General features: G+C 70.9%; 16 protein-coding genes and 1 pseudogene. 8 read left to right on the forward strand and 9 right to left on the reverse strand.

Features of this window, described 5'->3' with window-relative positions; translation table 11 throughout:
• Positions 1 to 9 precede the first annotated feature (9 nt).
• Entirely contained in the window at positions 10 to 306 is a 297-nt protein-coding gene (locus ABTY98_RS24785; protein ID WP_352223141.1) for a hypothetical protein, read from the forward strand.
• Between the two features lie 183 nt (positions 307 to 489).
• A complete protein-coding gene (locus ABTY98_RS24790; RefSeq protein ID WP_352223142.1) occupies positions 490 to 654 on the forward strand; it encodes a hypothetical protein in 165 nt (54 codons plus the stop codon).
• Positions 655 to 669: 15 nt separating this feature from the next.
• On the opposite strand, the gene ABTY98_RS24795 is transcribed toward ABTY98_RS24790, so the two are convergent.
• From ABTY98_RS24795 to ABTY98_RS24815, 5 genes are all read right to left on the reverse strand, one after another.
• Entirely contained in the window at positions 670 to 1,470 is an 801-nt protein-coding gene (locus ABTY98_RS24795; protein WP_352223143.1) for an ABC transporter permease, read from the reverse strand.
• Positions 1,471 to 1,475: 5 nt separating this feature from the next.
• On the reverse strand, positions 1,476 to 2,279 hold the full coding sequence (locus tag ABTY98_RS24800; RefSeq protein ID WP_352223144.1) for an ABC transporter permease: 804 nt from the start codon (positions 2,277 to 2,279) through the stop codon (positions 1,476 to 1,478).
• Between the two features lies 1 nt (position 2,280).
• A complete protein-coding gene (locus ABTY98_RS24805; protein WP_352223145.1) occupies positions 2,281 to 3,276 on the reverse strand; it encodes an ABC transporter ATP-binding protein in 996 nt (331 codons plus the stop codon).
• Between the two features lie 139 nt (positions 3,277 to 3,415).
• Positions 3,416 to 4,666: an ROK family transcriptional regulator gene (locus tag ABTY98_RS24810; RefSeq protein WP_352223146.1), complete on the reverse strand. Its 1,251-nt coding sequence runs from the start codon at positions 4,664 to 4,666 to the stop codon at positions 3,416 to 3,418.
• Between the two features lie 68 nt (positions 4,667 to 4,734).
• Positions 4,735 to 5,988: an FAD-binding protein gene (locus ABTY98_RS24815; RefSeq protein ID WP_352223148.1), complete on the reverse strand. Its 1,254-nt coding sequence runs from the start codon at positions 5,986 to 5,988 to the stop codon at positions 4,735 to 4,737.
• A 180-nt stretch (positions 5,989 to 6,168) separates the two neighbouring features.
• On the opposite strand from ABTY98_RS24815, the gene ABTY98_RS24820 reads away from it, so the two are divergent.
• The 4 genes from ABTY98_RS24820 (at position 6,169) to ABTY98_RS24835 (ending at position 11,844) form a co-directional block, all read left to right on the forward strand.
• On the forward strand, positions 6,169 to 7,176 hold the full coding sequence (locus tag ABTY98_RS24820; RefSeq protein ID WP_352223149.1) for a hydroxyacid dehydrogenase: 1,008 nt from the start codon (positions 6,169 to 6,171) through the stop codon (positions 7,174 to 7,176).
• A gap of 48 nt (positions 7,177 to 7,224) precedes the next feature.
• A complete protein-coding gene (locus ABTY98_RS24825; RefSeq protein ID WP_352223150.1) occupies positions 7,225 to 8,283 on the forward strand; it encodes a LacI family DNA-binding transcriptional regulator in 1,059 nt (352 codons plus the stop codon).
• A gap of 388 nt (positions 8,284 to 8,671) precedes the next feature.
• Positions 8,672 to 9,991 (forward strand): radical SAM protein, encoded by a 1,320-nt coding sequence (locus tag ABTY98_RS24830; RefSeq protein ID WP_352223151.1) that lies wholly within the window; start codon positions 8,672 to 8,674, stop codon positions 9,989 to 9,991.
• Positions 9,992 to 10,350: 359 nt separating this feature from the next.
• Entirely contained in the window at positions 10,351 to 11,844 is a 1,494-nt protein-coding gene (locus tag ABTY98_RS24835; RefSeq protein ID WP_352223152.1) for a cellulose binding domain-containing protein, read from the forward strand.
• Between the two features lie 94 nt (positions 11,845 to 11,938).
• Here the strand turns inward: ABTY98_RS24835 and ABTY98_RS24840 are convergent, their stop codons facing one another.
• The 3 genes from ABTY98_RS24840 to ABTY98_RS24850 all read right to left on the reverse strand — a co-directional run bounded on the left by ABTY98_RS24840 (position 11,939) and on the right by ABTY98_RS24850 (position 14,806).
• A complete protein-coding gene (locus ABTY98_RS24840) occupies positions 11,939 to 12,940 on the reverse strand; it encodes an ABC transporter substrate-binding protein (protein WP_352223153.1) in 1,002 nt (333 codons plus the stop codon).
• A 79-nt stretch (positions 12,941 to 13,019) separates the two neighbouring features.
• Positions 13,020 to 14,054 carry an ABC transporter permease gene (locus ABTY98_RS24845; protein WP_352223154.1) on the reverse strand — a complete coding sequence of 345 codons (1,035 nt, stop codon included), beginning with the start codon at positions 14,052 to 14,054 and terminating at the stop codon, positions 13,020 to 13,022.
• Positions 14,051 to 14,806 carry an ATP-binding cassette domain-containing protein gene (locus tag ABTY98_RS24850; protein ID WP_471509688.1) on the reverse strand — a complete coding sequence of 252 codons (756 nt, stop codon included), beginning with the start codon at positions 14,804 to 14,806 and terminating at the stop codon, positions 14,051 to 14,053. Before ABTY98_RS24850 ends, ABTY98_RS24845 begins: the two co-directional genes overlap by 4 nt.
• 240 nt (positions 14,807 to 15,046) lie before the next feature.
• Between ABTY98_RS24850 and ABTY98_RS24855 the strand changes: the two genes are divergently transcribed.
• Positions 15,047 to 16,057 (forward strand): LacI family DNA-binding transcriptional regulator, encoded by a 1,011-nt coding sequence (locus ABTY98_RS24855; RefSeq protein ID WP_352223156.1) that lies wholly within the window; start codon positions 15,047 to 15,049, stop codon positions 16,055 to 16,057.
• Positions 16,058 to 16,697: 640 nt separating this feature from the next.
• Positions 16,698 to 17,373, forward strand: a pseudogene (locus tag ABTY98_RS24860) (flavodoxin family protein).
• Between the two features lie 52 nt (positions 17,374 to 17,425).
• On the opposite strand, the gene ABTY98_RS24865 reads toward ABTY98_RS24860, so the two are convergent.
• Positions 17,426 to 17,869: a GtrA family protein gene (locus ABTY98_RS24865; protein ID WP_352223157.1), complete on the reverse strand. Its 444-nt coding sequence runs from the start codon at positions 17,867 to 17,869 to the stop codon at positions 17,426 to 17,428.
• Positions 17,870 to 17,927: the final 58 nt, after the last annotated feature.

Genomic DNA, 17,927 nt, shown 5'->3' on the forward strand with positions numbered 1-17,927 from the left:
GCGTCGGGCATGATGTCGATCACGGGGTGGAGAGACAAACTGACCGAACTGCTGGGGCGGCCCGGGCTGGAGCCGGTGGCGGACCCGTGTGTCGAGGACGTGGTGCCGCCGCCCGTGGCATGGCGCCATGTCGTCAAAGGGGATGCGGAACCGACCGCCGAGGTCGCGCTGGACCATCCCGATCTCGTCACCGAACTCAACGTGCGGTGGCACCGGTTGGCGTCCGAAGTGGGCATGCTCGACGGGGACGGGGTGTTCCTCGTCGCTTTCCACCGGGCTTGCCGGGCAGGGCGCCCGGTCCTTTAGGGCCGGGGGGAATGCCCGCTCCCACGTAGCGGGGCAGGGGTAGCCGGATCGCAGCCCGGGGAGATCCGGCGTGCCTGTGGACGCCCGGCCACCGGCGAACCGACGCCCTATGCGGTCTTCCTCGGCCATGTCCTGCGCCCGTTCACCGCCTACCGGCCGCCGATCGGCCTGCCCCGTCTCACGGTGGCCGCCGGAACCGACTCCCGCGGCCAACTCCTCCACCGCACCGCGGAGTTCGCCGCCGAGCACATCGGCGGCGCCTTCGCCGAGTTCCCCGGGGGCCATCTGGGCACCGTGGAACACCCGGCCGCCTTCGCGGACCGGGTCAGGGAGGTCCTGCTCGGCTGAAGGCCCGCCGACCGGTCAGCCGTTCACCCCCGTGTAGTGGCCCAGCGCCCACCGCCACAGCCACCGTGACGCCAGGTAGGCGAGCAGGCCGAGGAGCGGGGACCCGGCCGCCAGCCAGTAGGGGGCGCCGGTCGTATGGCCGTGGCCGGTGAGGACCGCTGCCGGGAAGTAGGCGACGAAGGCGAGAGGGAGGCCGTAGGTGAGGAGACCGCCCACCGCGCGGGGGAGGACGTTGAGGGGGTAGCTGCCGAAGGTGCCGAGGAGCTCCTCCAGCCAGCGGCCCCAGTAGTCGGCGGCCGGGTAGCGCAGCGAGGCGCAGGCCACCACCGTGAAGAGGGCCGCCTCCAGGAGCATCCCGCCCAGGACCGCCGCGACCAGGTAGCCGATGCGGGACGCCGTCCAGTCCAGGTCGCTGCGGCCGAGCGCGCCCGCCATCAGGCCGGCCGCCACCGCCAGGTCACCGATCGCGTTGGTGGGGAAGAACTCCAGCTGGACCTGGCGGTAGACGGGCAGCGGGCGAAGGAGATAGGCGTCGATCCTGCCCTCCTGGATGCTCCGGCCCAGGCCGTGCACCCGGCCCAGGAAGAGCACGAACAGGCCGTGCGCCAGCATCCGGGTCGCGGGGATCAGCAGGACATCGCCGCTGTTCCAGCCGCCCATCCCGGCGAACCGGGTGAGCAGCACCGTCGCGAACACGATCACCGACACCTGCCAGACCGCGCCGATCGCGATCATCATCAGGAACTCGGTGCGGTATTCGAGCTGGGCGCGGAAGTTGAGGCGCGTGATGCGCCACATGATCCGTACGGCGTTCATCGGCCTCAGCCTCCTTGCGAGATCACGCGGCGGGCGGCCCGCCGCCACACGAACCGGGTGAACAGGTAGAGGGCCACGACCCACGCGGCCTGGACGCCGAGCTGGAAGGCGGCCTCCGAGAGGGGGATCCGGCCGACATACAGCGACAGCGGCACGCTCAGCGTCGCCTGGAAGGGCAGGAAGGAACTCAGCGTGATGAACCAGTGCGGGAAGTACCACAGCGGCGCGTACACCCCGGACAGCAGGTTCTGCGCGAAGACCAGGATCAGCATCGCGGCGGTGTTGCGCAGCGTCCAGAAGCACAGCTGGTCGATGAGGAGCATGACGTAGTAGAGGACCGACTGGCCGAGAGCGAGGCTGAGTACGAACACGCCCGCCACCGCCGCCGAACCCGGCGGCCGCACGACCCCGACCACCAGACAGACCATGTACCCGGCCAACGCCCAGGTCAGGCCGTACAGTTGCTCGCCGATCGCACGCAGGGCGTGGTAGCGCCGGGGTGGCAGCGGGCGCAGATACCAGTAGACGATCGTGCCGAAGTGCACATGCTGCATGACCGTGTCCCGGCCCGCGTACTGGTCCAGCTCCCGCAGCCGGGACGCCAGTACGGCCATCACGGCGTACGTGACCGCCTGGCCGCGGTCGAGACCCGCGGTCGTACCGGACTGGGCGTACAGGCCGCGCCACAGCGAGGCCACCAGCACCACCTGCACGGTCAGGCGCAGCAGGACCCCCGTGATCCGGGGCGGGGTGTACAGCTCGCCGAGCGGGGTGACCCGGGCGGCGCGCCAGCCGTAGGACAGGGCCATCTCAGACCGCCTCGGCCTGCACGTACGCCGCCCGCATGACGTCCTCCAGGTCGGCCTCGTCCACCGCCACGTCCGTCACCTCGTACCGCTCGATGACCAGCTTCAGTGCCTGGTGGACGGTGGGCGCGGCCGGACCGTCCGGGCCGAACACCACCTGGGGGCCGTCCCGGCGCACCAGGGTGATGCCCGGCAGCGGGCCGGCCGGGGTGTGCGGGTCGGCGAGCGTGGCCCGCACCTGCCAGGTCGAGCCGAAGGTGCGGCGGATCTCGTCCAGGGTGCCGTCGAGCACCAGCCGACCGTGGTTGACCAGCATCACCCGCTCGGCGAGCCGCTCGACCTCGGTCATGTCGTGCGTGGTCAGCAGCACGGTACGGCCGCGCTCAGCCACCTGGTACCGGAGGAACTCACGGACCTGCTCCTTCACCACCACGTCCATGCCGATGGTGGGCTCGTCCAGGAACACGACCGGCGGATCGTGCAGCAGGGCCGCCGCCAGGTCGCAGCGGACCCGTTGGCCGAGCGAGAGGTGCCGGACCCGGGTGTCCCAGAAGGCGGAGAGGTCCAGCAGCTTGTCGAACTCCCGTAGCCGGGCGGCGTGTTCGGCCTTGGGTACCTCGTAGATGTCCCGCAGGATCGCGAACGACTCGCGCACCGGCAGGTCCCACCACAGCTGGGTGCGCTGCCCGAACACCGCCCCGATGTTGCGGGCGTTGCGCTCCCGCTCCTGGTAGGGCACCACGCCGGCGACCCGGGCCTGGCCGGAGCTCGGGGTGAGGATGCCGGTGAGCATCTTGATGGTGGTCGACTTGCCCGCGCCGTTCGGGCCCAGCAGGGCTAGGAGTTCGCCGGGGGCGACGTCGAAGGAGATGTCGGAGACCGCGTGCTTCTCGACGCGCTCGGGGTTGACCAGGGATCGCAGGGCGCCGGTGAAGCCCGGGCGCCGGACGGTGGTGTGGAAGGTGCGGGACAGACCGCGGACCTCGATGCTTCCGGCCACGCTGGGGACTCCCTCGTTCCGTGCACGACGTACGGCCGGCCGGTTTGGGAGGCCGACCGGCCGCGGATACGCCACGACGGTCGCAGAGCGCCGAAGAGCCCGGCAATGGATTAAACGACCAGCGAGTTGGACTAATCGATCACCGGGAGGAGGAGGCGGCCGAGGTGGGAGCTGTACGGCTTGGGCGTACCCCGTTGCGCTGCCCCACGGACCGCAGCGCGCCCTCCAGCGCGAAGGTGGCCGCGCCCAGGCAGACCGGATCGGTGGGGATGGGGGAGAGGACGATCTCGGTGGCGGCGAACGGCCGCCCGAGCGCATGGCGCCGGACGGCCTCGCGGACCTCGTCGAGCAGCGGTTCACCGAGCCTGCGCGCCACCCAGCTGCTGAGCACCACCAGTTCGGGGTTGAGCAGGTTGACCAGATTGGCGACCCCGGCGCCGACGTACCGGGCCGTGTCGCGTACCACCTGCACCGCGACCGGGTCACCGTCCGCCACGCCCCGCGCCAGCGCCTCGATCGTGGCCGTCTGGTCCTCGGGGTGCAGCAGCGGGCTGTCCGGGCTCGACTCCCGCAGGTTCAGCATGATTCCGGGCGCGCCGACATAGGTCTCCACGCACCCGTGGTTGCCGCAGTGGCACGGCCGCCCGTCAAGGACGAGTGTCGTGTGCCCCCACTCCCCGGCGCTGTTGCTGACCCCCCGGTGCAGTCCGCCGCCGAGCGCGAGCCCCGCGCCGACCCCGGTGCCGAGGTTCACCACCACCGTGTCCCCGCGCCCACGCGCCGCTCCGAACCACTGCTCGGCGACCGCACAGGCGCGCAGCGGATTGTCCAGGTGGAGGGGGTAGGCGATGTGTTCGGACAGCAGGTCGAGCAACGGCACGTCGTGCCAGTCCCAGTTGGGCGCGTACTCGGCGACACCCGTGCCCCGGTCCACCTGCCCGGGCACGCTCACCCCGACGCCCAGCACCCGCGCGCCCTCGACCCCGGCCTGCGCCACCACCGAGCCGACGGCGGCGGCGACATGGCTCACCACCTGCCGGGGCCGGTGCTCGCCGGGGCGCATGTCCTCCTCGGCGCGGGCGAGCACGTTCAACGCGAGGTCGAACAGCTCGACATGGACGTACGTCTCCGCGATGTCGACGCCGATCAGCGCGCTCCCCGAGGCGTTGACCGCCACGAGTCCCCGGGGTCGCCCGCCCGCCGAGTCCTCGAAGCCGACCTCCGTGATCATCCGCAGTTCGAGCAACTCGCCGACGAGCGTGGCGACCGTGGCCAGGCTCAGCCCGGTGACGGCCGCCAGCTCCTGCCGGGAGGTGGGAGACTCGGCGATGATGTGCCGCAGCACCTCGTAGCGGTTCGCGGTGCGGATGTCACGTGATGTGTGCTTCACACGGCGCAAGGCTATGGGCTGCGGCAGGCTTTCGACAAGGGATTAGGAAAAGGGCTTTATTAAGTCCGTCAGAGAGCCAGCGCATCGTGTACGAACGGATTGGCGAACTTCCCCTCCGGGTCCAGGGTCCGGGCCAGCGCGCGGAAGTCGGCGAGGCGCTGGTAGCGGCCGCGGAGCACCTCGCCGGGGACGGTGTGCACCTTGCCCCAGTGCGGACGCGGCTCGAAGGGCTCCAGCGCCTCCTCCAGCCGGTGTACCGCGGGCAGTACGGCCGCCAGATCGTCGACCCAGGTGAAGTGCAGGGCGACGGAGTCCCGGCCATGGGCGGGGCTCAGCCACTGCGGATCGGCGGCGATGGTCCGTACCTCGCAGGTCTGCAGCACGGGGGAGACCGACTGCCGGATGCCGTCGACCGCGTGCAGGGCGTCGAGGGCGGTCGATCTCGGCAGCAGATACTCCGACTGGAGCTCGTCCCCGCTGCTCGGCGTGAACTCCGCCCGGAAGTGCGGCAGCCGCTCGTGCCAGGGCCCCGGCACCCCGAACTGCTGGGTGCAGTTGCCCGCAGGCATCCCCGGCACCGGGTGCATCGCCTCCGTCGCGGGCCCGGCCCAGGCGAAGTCCACGGCGGCCCGATCGGTGCGCCGCTTCACCCACACCTGCCTGAAGCCCGGCTCCCGCCAGTCGGTGAACAGGCTCACGCTGTACCCCGCCCCGGACACGGCCGCGAAGTCAAGCCCCGCCAGCGGCAGTTCGACGTACACCGTCTGCGCCACCTCGTACGCCGGTTCCAGGTCGAGGGTGAGTGCGGTGACGACCCCGAGCGCGCCCAGCGAGGTCACGGCACCCTCGAAGCGGGCGTCGCCGCGCGCGATCGTCACCGTCGAACCGTCGGCGAGGACCAGCTCCACCTCCCGGACGGGCGCCGCGAGCGATCCGTTGGTGACGCCGGAGCCATGCGTGCCGGTGGCCACCGAACCGGCCACCGAGATGTGCGGCAGCGAGGCCATGTTGGGCAGCGCCAGGCCGTACGCGTGGACCGTGCGGGCCAGTTCGGCGTACCGCACCCCGCCCGCGACCCGGACCGTACGGGCCTCCGTGTCCACCTCGATCACCGGCGGCAGCCCGGCGACCGAGACCAGCACGCCCTGCGGACCCGGATCGGCGATGCGGTTGAAGGAGTGCCCGCTGCCCAGCACCCGCACCCGCGCACCGCCCGCCACCAGCGACCGGAGCGCGTCGAGCGAGTGCGGGCGGTGGAACTCCTTGGCCGTGTACGTGATGTTGCGCGCCCAGTTGGTGACCGTCTGCGCCGGATCCGTCATCGCTGTCGTCCCATCCCTTGTCGTCCCATGCCTTGTCCTCTCCTGCCACTGCGTCCCATGCCTGGCGTCCCCCGCCTGGTGTCCGCTGGAGAGCGCGTGTGCATTGACCCTCTCATTCGCCGAGACCTACGGTAGAGACCGGTTGCTATCCGTGCGTCACCGAGCCGGAAGGTCACTTCCTTGCCCGAGCGTCCCCAGGCAGTGTTCGCCATGACAGCCCAGAACGTGCCGCACATCTTCCCGCCGGAGGTGCTCGCCCGACTGCGCGAGTGCGTAGAAATCGATCCCACTCTGGTGGTGGACGACTTCACCGATCCCCGGGCACGGGAGACGCTTGCCCGCACCGAGGTCCTCGTCACCGGCTGGGGCTGCCCGACCCTGGACGCGGCGGCACTGGACACGGCGCCCGCACTGCGCGCGGTGCTGCACGCGGCCGGCTCGGTCAAGGGCTTCACCACGCCCGAGGTCTGGAAGCGCGGCATCCTCGTCTCCTCGGCGGCCGCCGCCAACGCGCTGCCCGTCGCCGAGTACACGCTCGCGATGATCCTCCTCGCCGGGAAGGACGTCTTCGCCTTCCGCGACCTGCTGCGCACCCGGCGCACCTACCCCTACGGCGGCATCGTCCCCGGCATCGGCAACTTCCGCCGCCGCGTCGGCGTCGTCGGCGCCTCCCGCATCGGCCGCCGCCTCATCGAACTCCTGCGCCCCCACGACCTCGTGGTGAGCCTCGCCGACCCGTACGTGGACGTGGCCGAGGCCGCACGGCTCGGCGTGCCCCTGCTGCCGCTGGACGAGCTGCTGCACGCCTCGGACATCGTCACCGTGCACGCCCCGCAGACCCCCGAGACCCGCCATCTCGTCGGCGCCCGTGAACTCGCCCTGATGCCCGACGGATCGGTGCTGATCAACACCTCACGCGGCTCGCTCGTCGACCACGACGCCCTGGTCGAGGAGCTGCGCACCGGCCGCCTGAGCGCGGTCCTCGACGTCACCGACCCAGAGCCGCTGCCCGCCGACTCCCCCCTGTTCGACCTCCCCAACGCCTTCCTCACCCCGCACCTCGCCGGCTCGCAGGGCAACGAGCTGGCACGGCTCGGGCTCACCGTCGTAGCGGAGGCCGAACGGCTGCGGACCGGCGACGGCCTGCTGTACGCGGTCGACCACTCGGTCCTCGAACGGGCCGCGTGACGCCGTCTCATAGGGTGACCCGAACACATGACGAAGGGGAGCCGAACGGTGGCGAAGAGGACGCAGCCGGTGCCGAACGGGGACGCCTCGACGGTACGGGACGTGGCCGCGCGGGCCGGGGTCTCCGCGTCGACCGTCTCCCGGGTCCTGGGCGGCACCTACCCGGTGGCCGCCGCCACCCGCGCCAGGGTCCTGAAGGCGATGCGCGAGCTGGACTACGTGGTCAACGCGCACGCCCGCGCGCTCGGCGGCGCCACCAACAAGACGGTCGCCTTCGTCGTCGACGACGTCACCGGCCCCTTCTACGCGCACATCGCACGCGGGGTCGAGGAGCAGGCCTCGGCGGAGGGCCGGCTGTGCATGCTCTGCACCACCCACGGCGACCCGCGGCGCATCCTCGCCGTCGTGGAGACCATGCGGGAGCAGCGGGCGGACGCGGTGATCGTGGTGGGCGGCGCCCTTGAGGACAAGGCGTACCACGACCGTATGACCCACTTCGCGCACGCCCTGGACCGGGCGGGCTCCCGGCTCGTCCTGGTCGGCCGCCCGCCGCTCGGCCCCGGCGTCCCGGCCACGGTCGTCGACTACGACAACGAGGGCGGCGCCTTCGCCCTCACCAGCCACCTCCTCTCCGGCGGCCACCGGCGCATCGCCTACCTCGGCCGCGTCCCCGGGCTGTCCACCAGCGCCCAGCGCATCGCCGGCTACACCCGCGCCCACGAACTCCTCGGCCTCACCCCTGACCCGGACCTGATCGCCGACGGTGTCTTCTCCCGCGCCTACGGCTACCAGGCCACCCGTGAACTCCTCGCCTCGGGAAGGGAGTTCACGGCGGTCTTCGCCGCCACCGACATGATCGCCTCGGGTGTGATCCAGGCCCTGCGCGAGTCCGGCCGCCGTATCCCCGGCGACATCGCCGTGGCCGGATACGACGACATCCCGGTCGCCCGGGACGTCCACCCGACGCTCACCACGGTCCACGTACCCCAGGAGGAACTGGGCCGGGCGGCGGTCCGCCTCGCCCTGCACCGCGACGAGCTGCCGGACGGCCAGCATCTGGTGCTGGGCACGCATGTGGTGCTGCGGGACTCGACGCGACGGGGCTGACCCTGGGCGCCCCGGACACGACTGCCCGATGAGAGGGACGCGGACCACGGTGGCACGCGGCTCTTCTCCGCGCCCGAGGTGACCGAGGTCTCCTCGGCGCTCGCCGCGTTCGACGAGGAGGAGCTCCGGCGGCGCTACGAGGCACTGGACTTCACTGGGGCGTACGGCTCTGAGCCGGACGGTCGTCCGTCCGGGGAAACCCGACGCCTGCGCCCACGCCTTCCGCCACCTCCGCGACTCCTGCAGCGCCGCCAGACAGGCCGGTCACGCCATGACGGTGTGGCTCGGCCGACCCGGTCCGGCGCCACACCATGCCCCCGCTCCCACCTCCGCCGACGAAGAGGCATACCGTGAGGAGTCGAACGCCTGAGCCGGGAGGAGAGACGGGATGGGCAGCCGTACCGCGCTGGTCGAGGATCTGATGGAGAGGTTCCCGCACGTACCGAGGGAAGCCGTCTTCAAGGAGGACCTGCTCCGGGGCGGTGTCGCCTTCGATCCGTCCGCCCTCAGCGACAACGAGAGTGGCGAGGTCAAGCCGAAGTCGTACTTCATCTTCTCCTTCGACCACGGCACCCTGCCCGAGCTGGGCGAGGCCGCGCTGCGCCGGCCCCCGGAGGAGATCATCCTCACGGGCGGCCCGTACGACCTGCGCCGGACCGTCGTGTCCGTACGTGTGAACCCCACCTCGCCGTACCGGGTGGCCGCGGGCGAGGACGGCCTGCTCGGGCTCTACCTCGACGGGAAGCGGATCGCCGACGTCGGGGTGCCGCCGATGCCGGAGTACTACCGGCACAAGCTCGCCAACGGGAAGTCCGTGATGGAGGTCGCCCCGACCATCCAGTGGGGCTACCTGATCTACCTCACGGTCTTCCGGGTGTGCCAGTACTTCGGCGCCAAGGAGGAGTGCCAGTACTGCGACATCAACCACAACTGGCGACAGCACAAGGCCGCCGGCCGGCCGTACACGGGAGTGAAGGACGTCGACGAGGTCCTGGAGGCCCTGGAGATCATCGACCGGTACGACACGGCGAAGACCTCCACCGCCTACACCCTCACCGGCGGCGCCATCACCTCCAAGCTCCAGGGCCGTGACGAGGCCGACTTCTACGGCATGTACGCCAAGGCCATCGAGGAGCACTTCCCGAACCGCTGGATCGGCAAGGTCGTCGCCCAGGCGCTGCCCAAGGACGACGTCCAGCGCTTCAAGGACTACGGCGTGCAGATCTACCACCCCAACTACGAGGTCTGGGACCGCCGGCTGTTCGAGCTGTACTGCCCCGGCAAGGAGCGTTATGTCGGCCGCGACGAGTGGCACAAGCGGATCCTCGACTCCGCCGAGATCTTCGGCGCGCGCAATGTGATCCCCAACTTCGTGGCCGGCGTGGAGATGGCCGAGCCGTTCGGCTTCACCACGGTCGACGAGGCGATCGAGTCCACCACCGAGGGCCTGCGCTTCTTCATGTCGCACGGCATCACGCCCCGCTTCACCACCTGGTGCCCCGAGCCGACGACCCCGCTCGGCAAGGCCAACCCGCAGGGCGCTCCGCTCGAGTACCACATCCGCCTGCTCCAGGCCTACCGCCAGACGATGGAGGACTTCGGCCTGTCCTCACCCCCCGGCTACGGCCCGCCCGGCCCCGGTAACGCCGTCTTCTCCGTCAGCTCCTTCATGGACAGCCTCCCGGCGGAGGAACCGACGAAGGTGTGACTCCCTTCCGGGTCACCGGACACAGGAGGGCGTCGGGCAGGCCGCCGACGCCCTCCCGGGCATCGATATGCGAGGGATCGAGGGGGACGGTGAGTCGGAACGCGGTTGCGGTCCGTATAGGAGGCCGGAGTTGTGGGCCACGGTGGACACGGACCCCTGAGCACTGCGGTTGACGTGACGCCGGGGACCGGTGGTATGGGTGACACGGAGGATCCGTGGCACGACCACCGGTAACCGGTTTTGAATACGCCGCTTGTCAGTTGTGCAGGAGACGTGAAAAGCTCGGGTCCTGCCGCGAGGTTTCCCCCAACTCCATTGCCGATGTGGTGAGTTGACCTCGCTTTTGATGCAGGAGACCCATGCCCGACCTGCCGATCCCCCAGGACGCCGCCGAGGCAGCGCTGTTCTCCGAATGCTGGGACGCGGTGCTCTCCTACGCCGACCTGTGCACGTCCGGCTCTCTGACGGCCAATCAACTGGCCACCGAGGCCTTCGCACTGGGTATGAGCGAGGTCCGTGACACGGACTTCACCACTGTCCGCAGCGTGGGACGGCGCGCCGCCCGGCTGCCGATGATCCCGCTGCTGCTCACCGCCGTCCGCAACACGGCCGCCGGTTGGGAGGCCCAGGGGCTGGGCCACAAGCTCGACCCGGACCTCAGGCTGTGGCTCAACTCCGAGAAGGCCGCACGCTATACGGGGCTGCCTTTGCAACGACCCGTCGCACTGCGCGGCCTGCGCGACATGCAGGAGGCCGACGCCTCACTGCTGTGGCTGGCCGAGGTGGAGGCGTTGCCGCTGCCCTCGGTGGCGCGCCGGCTCGGCCTCGACCCGGCCGTTGCCGCGCAGGAACTGGAGCAGGTGCGCGGTCTGTTCCGGGACCGCTGCCATCGTGCGCACCTCGACACGCCGATGGCCGCCGAGTGCCGCAGCTACGCCCGGCTCTTGGACGCGGTCACCCGGTCCGCGGCGGCCGACACGCCCGAGGACCTCTCCCGGCACCTCGCCACCTGTGTGCAGTGCGCCGAGGCCGCCGCCTGTCTGCGGCTGCACGGCGGGGGACTGCCCGCGGCGCTCGCCTGCGGGGTCATCGGCTGGGGCGGCCTCGCCTATCTCGAGCGCCGCCGCCGCGCGGCCGAGGTACGGCTCGGCGCGGGCCGCCCGGGCGCCGGCGACAACGACGGCGGCGACCCCAAGGAGGGCAGCGGGCGGGCCAGGGTGCTGCGCCACGGGCTGCTCGGCGCGGCGGTCATGATCTCGCTGGTGGCGCTCGGCGTGTCGATGATGCCGATGGGCAGCGGCTCCGGCGACGACACGGCCTCCGCCTCCCACGACGACCGCCAGCCGGTCGCCGACCCCACTGCCGCGCCCCCGTCGACCGACCCGCCCCCCACCCACACGGCCTCCGCCGCCCCGTCCTCCTCGGCCACCGCGGGCAAGCCGGCCGAAAAGAACCCCGACCCGGAACCCCAGGGCACCTCCACCGCCACGGCGAGCACCAGCCCCCGGGCCACCGGCTCCCCCACCGCATCCACGGCGGCCACCTGCCAGGTCTCCTACGATCTGGTCAACCAGTGGACCGACGGCTTCCAGGCCACCGTCACCGTCACCACCACCCGGGCCCTGGCCGACTGGCGGGTCCAGTGGTCCTTCCGGGACGGCCAGAAGGTCACCCAGATGTGGGACGCGAGCGTCAGCCAGAGCGGCGGCCGGGTCACCGCCGACGCCGCCGACTACAACAAGTCGGTCTCGCCGAACGGCACCCTGTCCTTCGGCTTCCTCGGCACCTGGAACGGCAAGAACTCGTCGCCGTACGCCTTCACGCTGAACGGCGGCTCCTGCTCGCCCAGCTGAGCCGGGCCGCCCGTACGACCGGCGGCCGGGGGACCCAAGGTGGGGCCCGCCCGGCCACTGACTGTCCGTCAGTAATTGAGGTCGAAGACGCCCGTCAGCACTGCGACTTGTAGAAGTACTTGCTGACCGACGCGTCGTTCATGTTGTCCTTCGTGATCGCCACCATGTTGGTGCCGATCGTCTTGCTCACCGACTTGCCCTCGAAGGCGCCGGCGAGCTGGTCCACCGCCTGCCGGCCGATCGCCGCCGGGTCCTGGGCGACCAGCACCTGGAGCGTGCCCGCCTTCAGCGCGGCGACCTCGTCGGGCTCGGCGTCGAACGCGGCCACCTTCACCGTGCCCTGCTTGCCGGCCTGCTTCAGCCCGGTGGCGATGCCCGTACCGGTGTTGGTGTTGCCCGCGAACGCCCCGCCCAGATCCGGGTGGGCGGCGAGCGTCGACTGGATCTGGGAGGCCGCGGTGGCCGGCAGGTCGTTGTCGTAGAGCGTCGGCAGCACCTTGATGTTCGGGTACTTGCCCATCTCCTCGGTGAAGCCCTTGATCCGGGCGTCGGTCGTCGACACGCCGGGCTTGACGCTGATGACGACCACCGAGCCCTTCTCGTTCATCAGCTTGGCCAGCGCATCGGCGGCGACCCGGCCGCCCTTCTCGTTGTCCGACGAGATCCGGGTGATCCCGACGGAGTCGTCGCTCACCGTCGTGTCCACCAGCGCCACCTTGGTGCCCGCCGACTGGATCTGCTTGAGCGACGGGGTCAGCGCGCTGGTGTCCACCGGCGAGATCAGCAGCCCGTCGGGCCGGGCCGCCGCCACCGAGTCGAGAAGCGGGCGCTGCACCGACACGTCCCACTGCGCGGAACCGTCGGCCGTGAAGTCCATCCCCTTGGCCTTGGCCTCCTGCTGCGCGGCACAGGTCATGGTGATGTAGAAGGGGTCGCTCTTGACCCCCGTGATCAGCCGGACCTTCTTGCCCTTGGCGCCGCCCGAACTCCCCGAACCGCCACCGTCGTTCGAGGAACCGCAGGCCGAGGCCGCTCCGAGAGCCAGCACCGTGCCCACCGCGACCAGCAACGCGCGCCTGCTGCGAATGCTTCCCATCACAGAGTTCTCCTTGTCCTGCGTGATCGAGTAGTCCTGTGCGATTCCGTGCCGCGCGATGCGGTCGGGTGTGACCGCGTCATGCGCGTTCCCGGGTCTTCCTGCGCATCTGGTCGACGTAGACGGCCACGACCAGCACCACGCCCACCGCCACGTCCTGCCAGTACTGCTGGACGCCGATCACGATCAGCCCGGTGGTCAGCACCGCCGGAATGAACACACCGATCACCGTGCCCAGCACCGAACCCCGCCCCCCGAACAGGCTGGTACCGCCCAGTACCACCGCGGTGATCACCTTGAGGTTGTCGGTGGAGTGGCCGGCGATCGACGTCGTGCCGTACGAGGCCAGCCACATCACCGCGCCCAGCCCGGCCAGCAGCCCCATCAGGCCGTACACCTTCACCAGATGCCGGCCCACCGGAATGCCCGCCCGCCGTACGGCAGTCGGATTCGACCCGATCGCGAGGGTGTGGTCGCCGAACCGGGTGGCGGCCAGTACCGCGCCGAAGACTGCGGTCACCACGGCGGCCAGGACCACCATCCAGGGGATGCCGAGCAGCTTGCCGAAACCGAGGCTGTTCTGGAGATGCGTGGAGGACGCGCCGGCCGGATCCTGGCCGCCGGTGGCGAGTTCGGCGATCCCCAGCGCCGCGCCGAGCCCGCCCAGCGTCACGATCAGCGGCGGAACCTTCCCACTGGCCACCACCACGCCCTGCAGCGCGCCCCACGCCGTGCCCACGGCCAGCGCGATGACGACACAGAGCGCGACCGTGCCCCAGCCCGACGCCGGCCCGCCGTGATGGATGTTGAACTCACCCGCCGCCACCGCGGCCAGCACCAGCACCGACCCGATCGACAGATCGATGCCCGCCGTGATGATCACGAACGTCATGCCGACACCGAGCACCAGATAGATGGCCGCGTTCACGGCGATCTGGGTGATGTCGTAGGTGGTGAAGAACTTGCCCGGCGCCGCGATGGTGAAGAACACCACCAGCGCCAGGAGGATCACAAAGGTCCACAGTTCGTTGAGAGTCGCCCCCCGCCGGAGCCAGTCCGGCACCCCGGAACGGCTGTCGACGGCCACCGGGGCCTTCTCGCTCTCGGCCGTCATCGTGCACCCTCCGCTTCCTTGCCCCCGTTGGGGCCGTCCAGCGACCCGGTCATCGCCCCGACGAGCTCCTCGATCGTGGTGTCGGCCGCGGTGTACGACGCGACGCGCCGCCCAAGCCGCAGCACCTCCACCCGGTCCGCGACCGACAGCACCTCGGGCATGTTGTGACTGATCAGCACCACGCAGATGCCCCGGTCTGCGACCCTGCGGACGGTCTCCAGGACCCGGGCGCGCTGGACGACCCCGAGGGCGGCGGTCGGCTCGTCCATGAAGATGACCTTGTTGGCGAAGGCGACCGCGCGGGCCACCGCGACGGACTGCCGCTGACCGCCGGACAACGTTGTCACAGCGGCCGTCACATCCTTCAGTTCGACGCCGAGTTCGGCGAACGCCCTGACCGCCTCCCGGCGCATCGCGGGCCGGTCGAGGACACCGATCCGCCCGAGCAGGCCACCCCGCACGATCTCCCGGCCGAGATAGAGATTGGCCGCCGCGTCGAGATCGGGCGCGAGCGACAGATCCTGGTACACCGTCTCCACGCCGTGCCGCTGTGCGTCCATCGGCCCGGAGAACCGCACCGGCGCCCCGTCCAGGCGGACTTCGCCGGCGTCGGGGGCGAGGACGCCCGACAGGACGTTCACCAGGGTGGACTTGCCGGCACCGTTGTCGCCGATGAGGGCGACGACTTCGCCGGGGTATGCCGTGAAATCGGCGCCCTGGAGCGCCTGGACATGGCCGAAACGCTTGACCACGCCATGTGCTGTGAGTAGTGGTTCCCTTGCAGAGGCCATGTTGTGCCTTCTGGTTGGTATCGTTAACAGCTTGGCTGATTCTTGGGGCGCTCACGGCGGGGTGTCAAGGGTGGTGCAGCTGCCGCCGGACCCCGCGGACCGGCTCCTCAACTCCGCCCATTTGCACGCCTGTTGATATGCCGCCGAGTTGGTAACGTTAACGAGTCGACGCTCAAACGTGACACAGGTGGAGGACGTGGCGTGGCAGCCACCCGGCCGACCATGAAGGACGTTGCCGCGGAAGCGGGCGTCAGCGCGATGACGGTGTCCCGGGTCGTCAACGGCGATGCGGCCGTCGCCCCGCGGACCGCCGCACGGGTGGAGGCCGCGGTCCGCAAACTGGGCTACCAACGCGATGACGTGGCACGCCAGTTGCGCCGCACCCACGAACTGAGCCAGACCATAGGGCTGTTGGTCGACGATGTCGCGGACCCCTTCATGGCCGCCGTCGCCTCCGCCGCGGAGGACGTCGCCCGGCAGCGCGGCAGCGTCATGCTCATCGGCTCCAGCCGCGCCGACCTGCGCCGCGAGCGCGAGGTGATCGCCGCGTTCACCGCCCGCCGCGTCGACGGCCTGATCCTCACCCCGGCCGCCGGCAGCCACCGCTTCCTGCGCCCGGCCCAGGCACAGGGCACGAAGATCGTCTGCGTGGACCGGGCGGCACCCGGGCTCAGCGTGGACGCCGTGGTGGTCGACAACTTCGGCGCGGTGCGGGAGGCGGTGGGGCGGCTGGTGGCCCACGGCCACCGCAGGATCGGGTACATCGGCGACACGCCGCGGATCTGGACGTTCGGCGAACGCCGGCGGGGCTATCTGGCGGCGCTGGCGGCGGCCGGGATCGCCGCCGACCTGGCACTGGTCAGGGACGGTCTGCGGCCGGGCCCGGCCGCGGCCAGCGCCGTCACCGAGATGCTGGCACTGCCCGATCCGCCGACCGCCCTCCTGGCCGGCAACGAGATCCTCGCCTTCAGCGCCCTCACCGTCCTTCCGGCCGACCTGGCGTTCATCGCCTTCGACGACTTCGCACTCGCCGACCGGCTCACCCCGCCCGTCACCGTGATCGCCCAGGACCCGGTGGCCCTCGCGACCAGCGCGGCGCACCTGCTGTTCGCCCGGATCCACGGGGACGCCTCACCACCACGCACGGTGGTCATGCCGACCCGGCTGATCCAGCGGGGGTCGGGGGAGCTACCGGGACCGTTCGCCGCGTAGGGAGATGGCCCGGCGTCCGCCAACCGCATCCGGAGACCCGCCGCTCGGCCCGGTGAGCCGCGGGCCCGAACTTCGGGCCGCGAGCCGTGGGCCGTGGGCCGCGAGCCCGAACTTTGGGCCGCGTGCCGCGAACGGTGAACCGCGAGCCGTGGGCCGTCGGCCGTGGGGCCGTCGGCCGTGAACAGTGGGCCGCGAGCTGTGGGGCCGTGGGCCGCGAACAGTGGGCCGCGAGCCGCGAGCCGCGAGCCGCGAGCTGTGGGTCGTGGGCCGCGCGTCGTGAACAGCGAGCCGCGCTCCGGCCGTCTGCGGCGTGAACGCTTAAGTTGCGGGTTCAGCGACCTCTGACATCGACCGATGAACTCACTCAGGCATAAGGCGGCTCGTCTGCAGGCGGGCGGGCATGTTCTCCTCACCGGGGATCCCCAAGACGTACTCCACGCCTTCGACTCGCAGACAGCCGGCACGGCCGGGGCCGTTCGGAAGCGGTCTGGTGGCGTCTCCCGCGCACAGCCCGCACGCTGGACACGGATGTGGACGCGTCGCCGCCAACCAAGTGGCGGCAGGGCTCTGGGAGGACCGTGTGACCGCTTCGTCACCCGCCACCGACGCACCGCCGGCCCGGTACGACGACCTGCGGGCCATGGTGATCAACTGCACTCTGAAACGGTCGCCGGAGCCGAGCAACACCCAGGGGCTGATCGACCGCAGTACCGCCATCATGGAGGCGCAGGGAGTGCAGGTCGATGTCGTACGGGCGGTGGACCACGACATCGCCACCGGCGTGTGGCCCGACATGACGGAACACGGCTGGACCACGGACGCCTGGCCGGATCTGTACCGGCAGGTCCTGGCGGCCGACATCCTCGTGCTGGCCGGCCCCATCTGGCTGGGCGACAACAGTTCCGTGACGAAGCAGGTGATCGAACGCCTCTATGCCTGTTCCAGTCTGCTCAACGAGGCCGGTCAGTACGCGTATTACGGTCGTGTGGGCGGCTGCCTGATCACCGGCAACGAGGACGGCGTCAAGCACTGCGCCATGAACGTCCTCTACAGCCTGCAGCACCTGGGTTACACCATCCCTCCCCAGGCGGACGCCGGATGGATCGGCGAGGCGGGCCCCGGACCCTCGTACCTCGACCCGGGCTCGGGCGGCCCGGAGAACGACTTCACCAACCGCAACACCACCTTCATGACCTGGCCTGCTGCACCTGGCCCGTGCGTTGAAGGATCTCGGAGGCATCCCCGCCTACGGCAACCAGCGCACCGCCTGGGACGCGGGCTGCCGCCGCGACTACGAGAACCCCGAGCACCGGTAGCGGCTCCAACGGCTGGGGAAGCCGAGCCGTTCGGGAACCGGACGGCTTCTTCTCAACGACGGTGCCGTCCGAAGACGACCCGTCGCAGCAGGGTGAAGCGCGCCACGGTCACCAGGGCGAAGCTCGGAACCAGCACCAGGACCTCCGTTGCCGGTGAGGCGGTGGGCCGCCAGTGGCGAAGGAGCAGGACCGCCCCGGAGGTGACCAGGTATGCCAGGACGAACATGACGCCCGCAGCGAGATGCGCCTGGCCGGCACGGACGGGAGAGCCACGGAAGGTCAGCCGCCGGTTCGCTTCGGTGTTGAGGACCGTGACGACGAGCAGCGAGACGAAATTGGCCGGCAGGGGAGGCGCCCAGTGGCGCAGCACCCAGTACAGCAGGGCCTGGGCCGCCGTGGAGACGACGCCGATCGCGGCGAAGCAGCCGACCTGTCTGGTCAGCGTGGTGCGGCCGAGCCGGTCGGAGGAGCCGTGCCGTGCGCTGAGGCGTCGCACCTCTCCATCATGAGGCCGGGCCGGGGGACCCGGGGGAGCACAGAGGCAGCGGTTCGGC

Origin of the sequence: Streptomyces sp. NPDC096040 (assembly GCF_040303265.1) — a bacterium.
Taxonomy (GTDB): Bacteria; Actinomycetota; Actinomycetes; order Streptomycetales; family Streptomycetaceae; genus Streptomyces.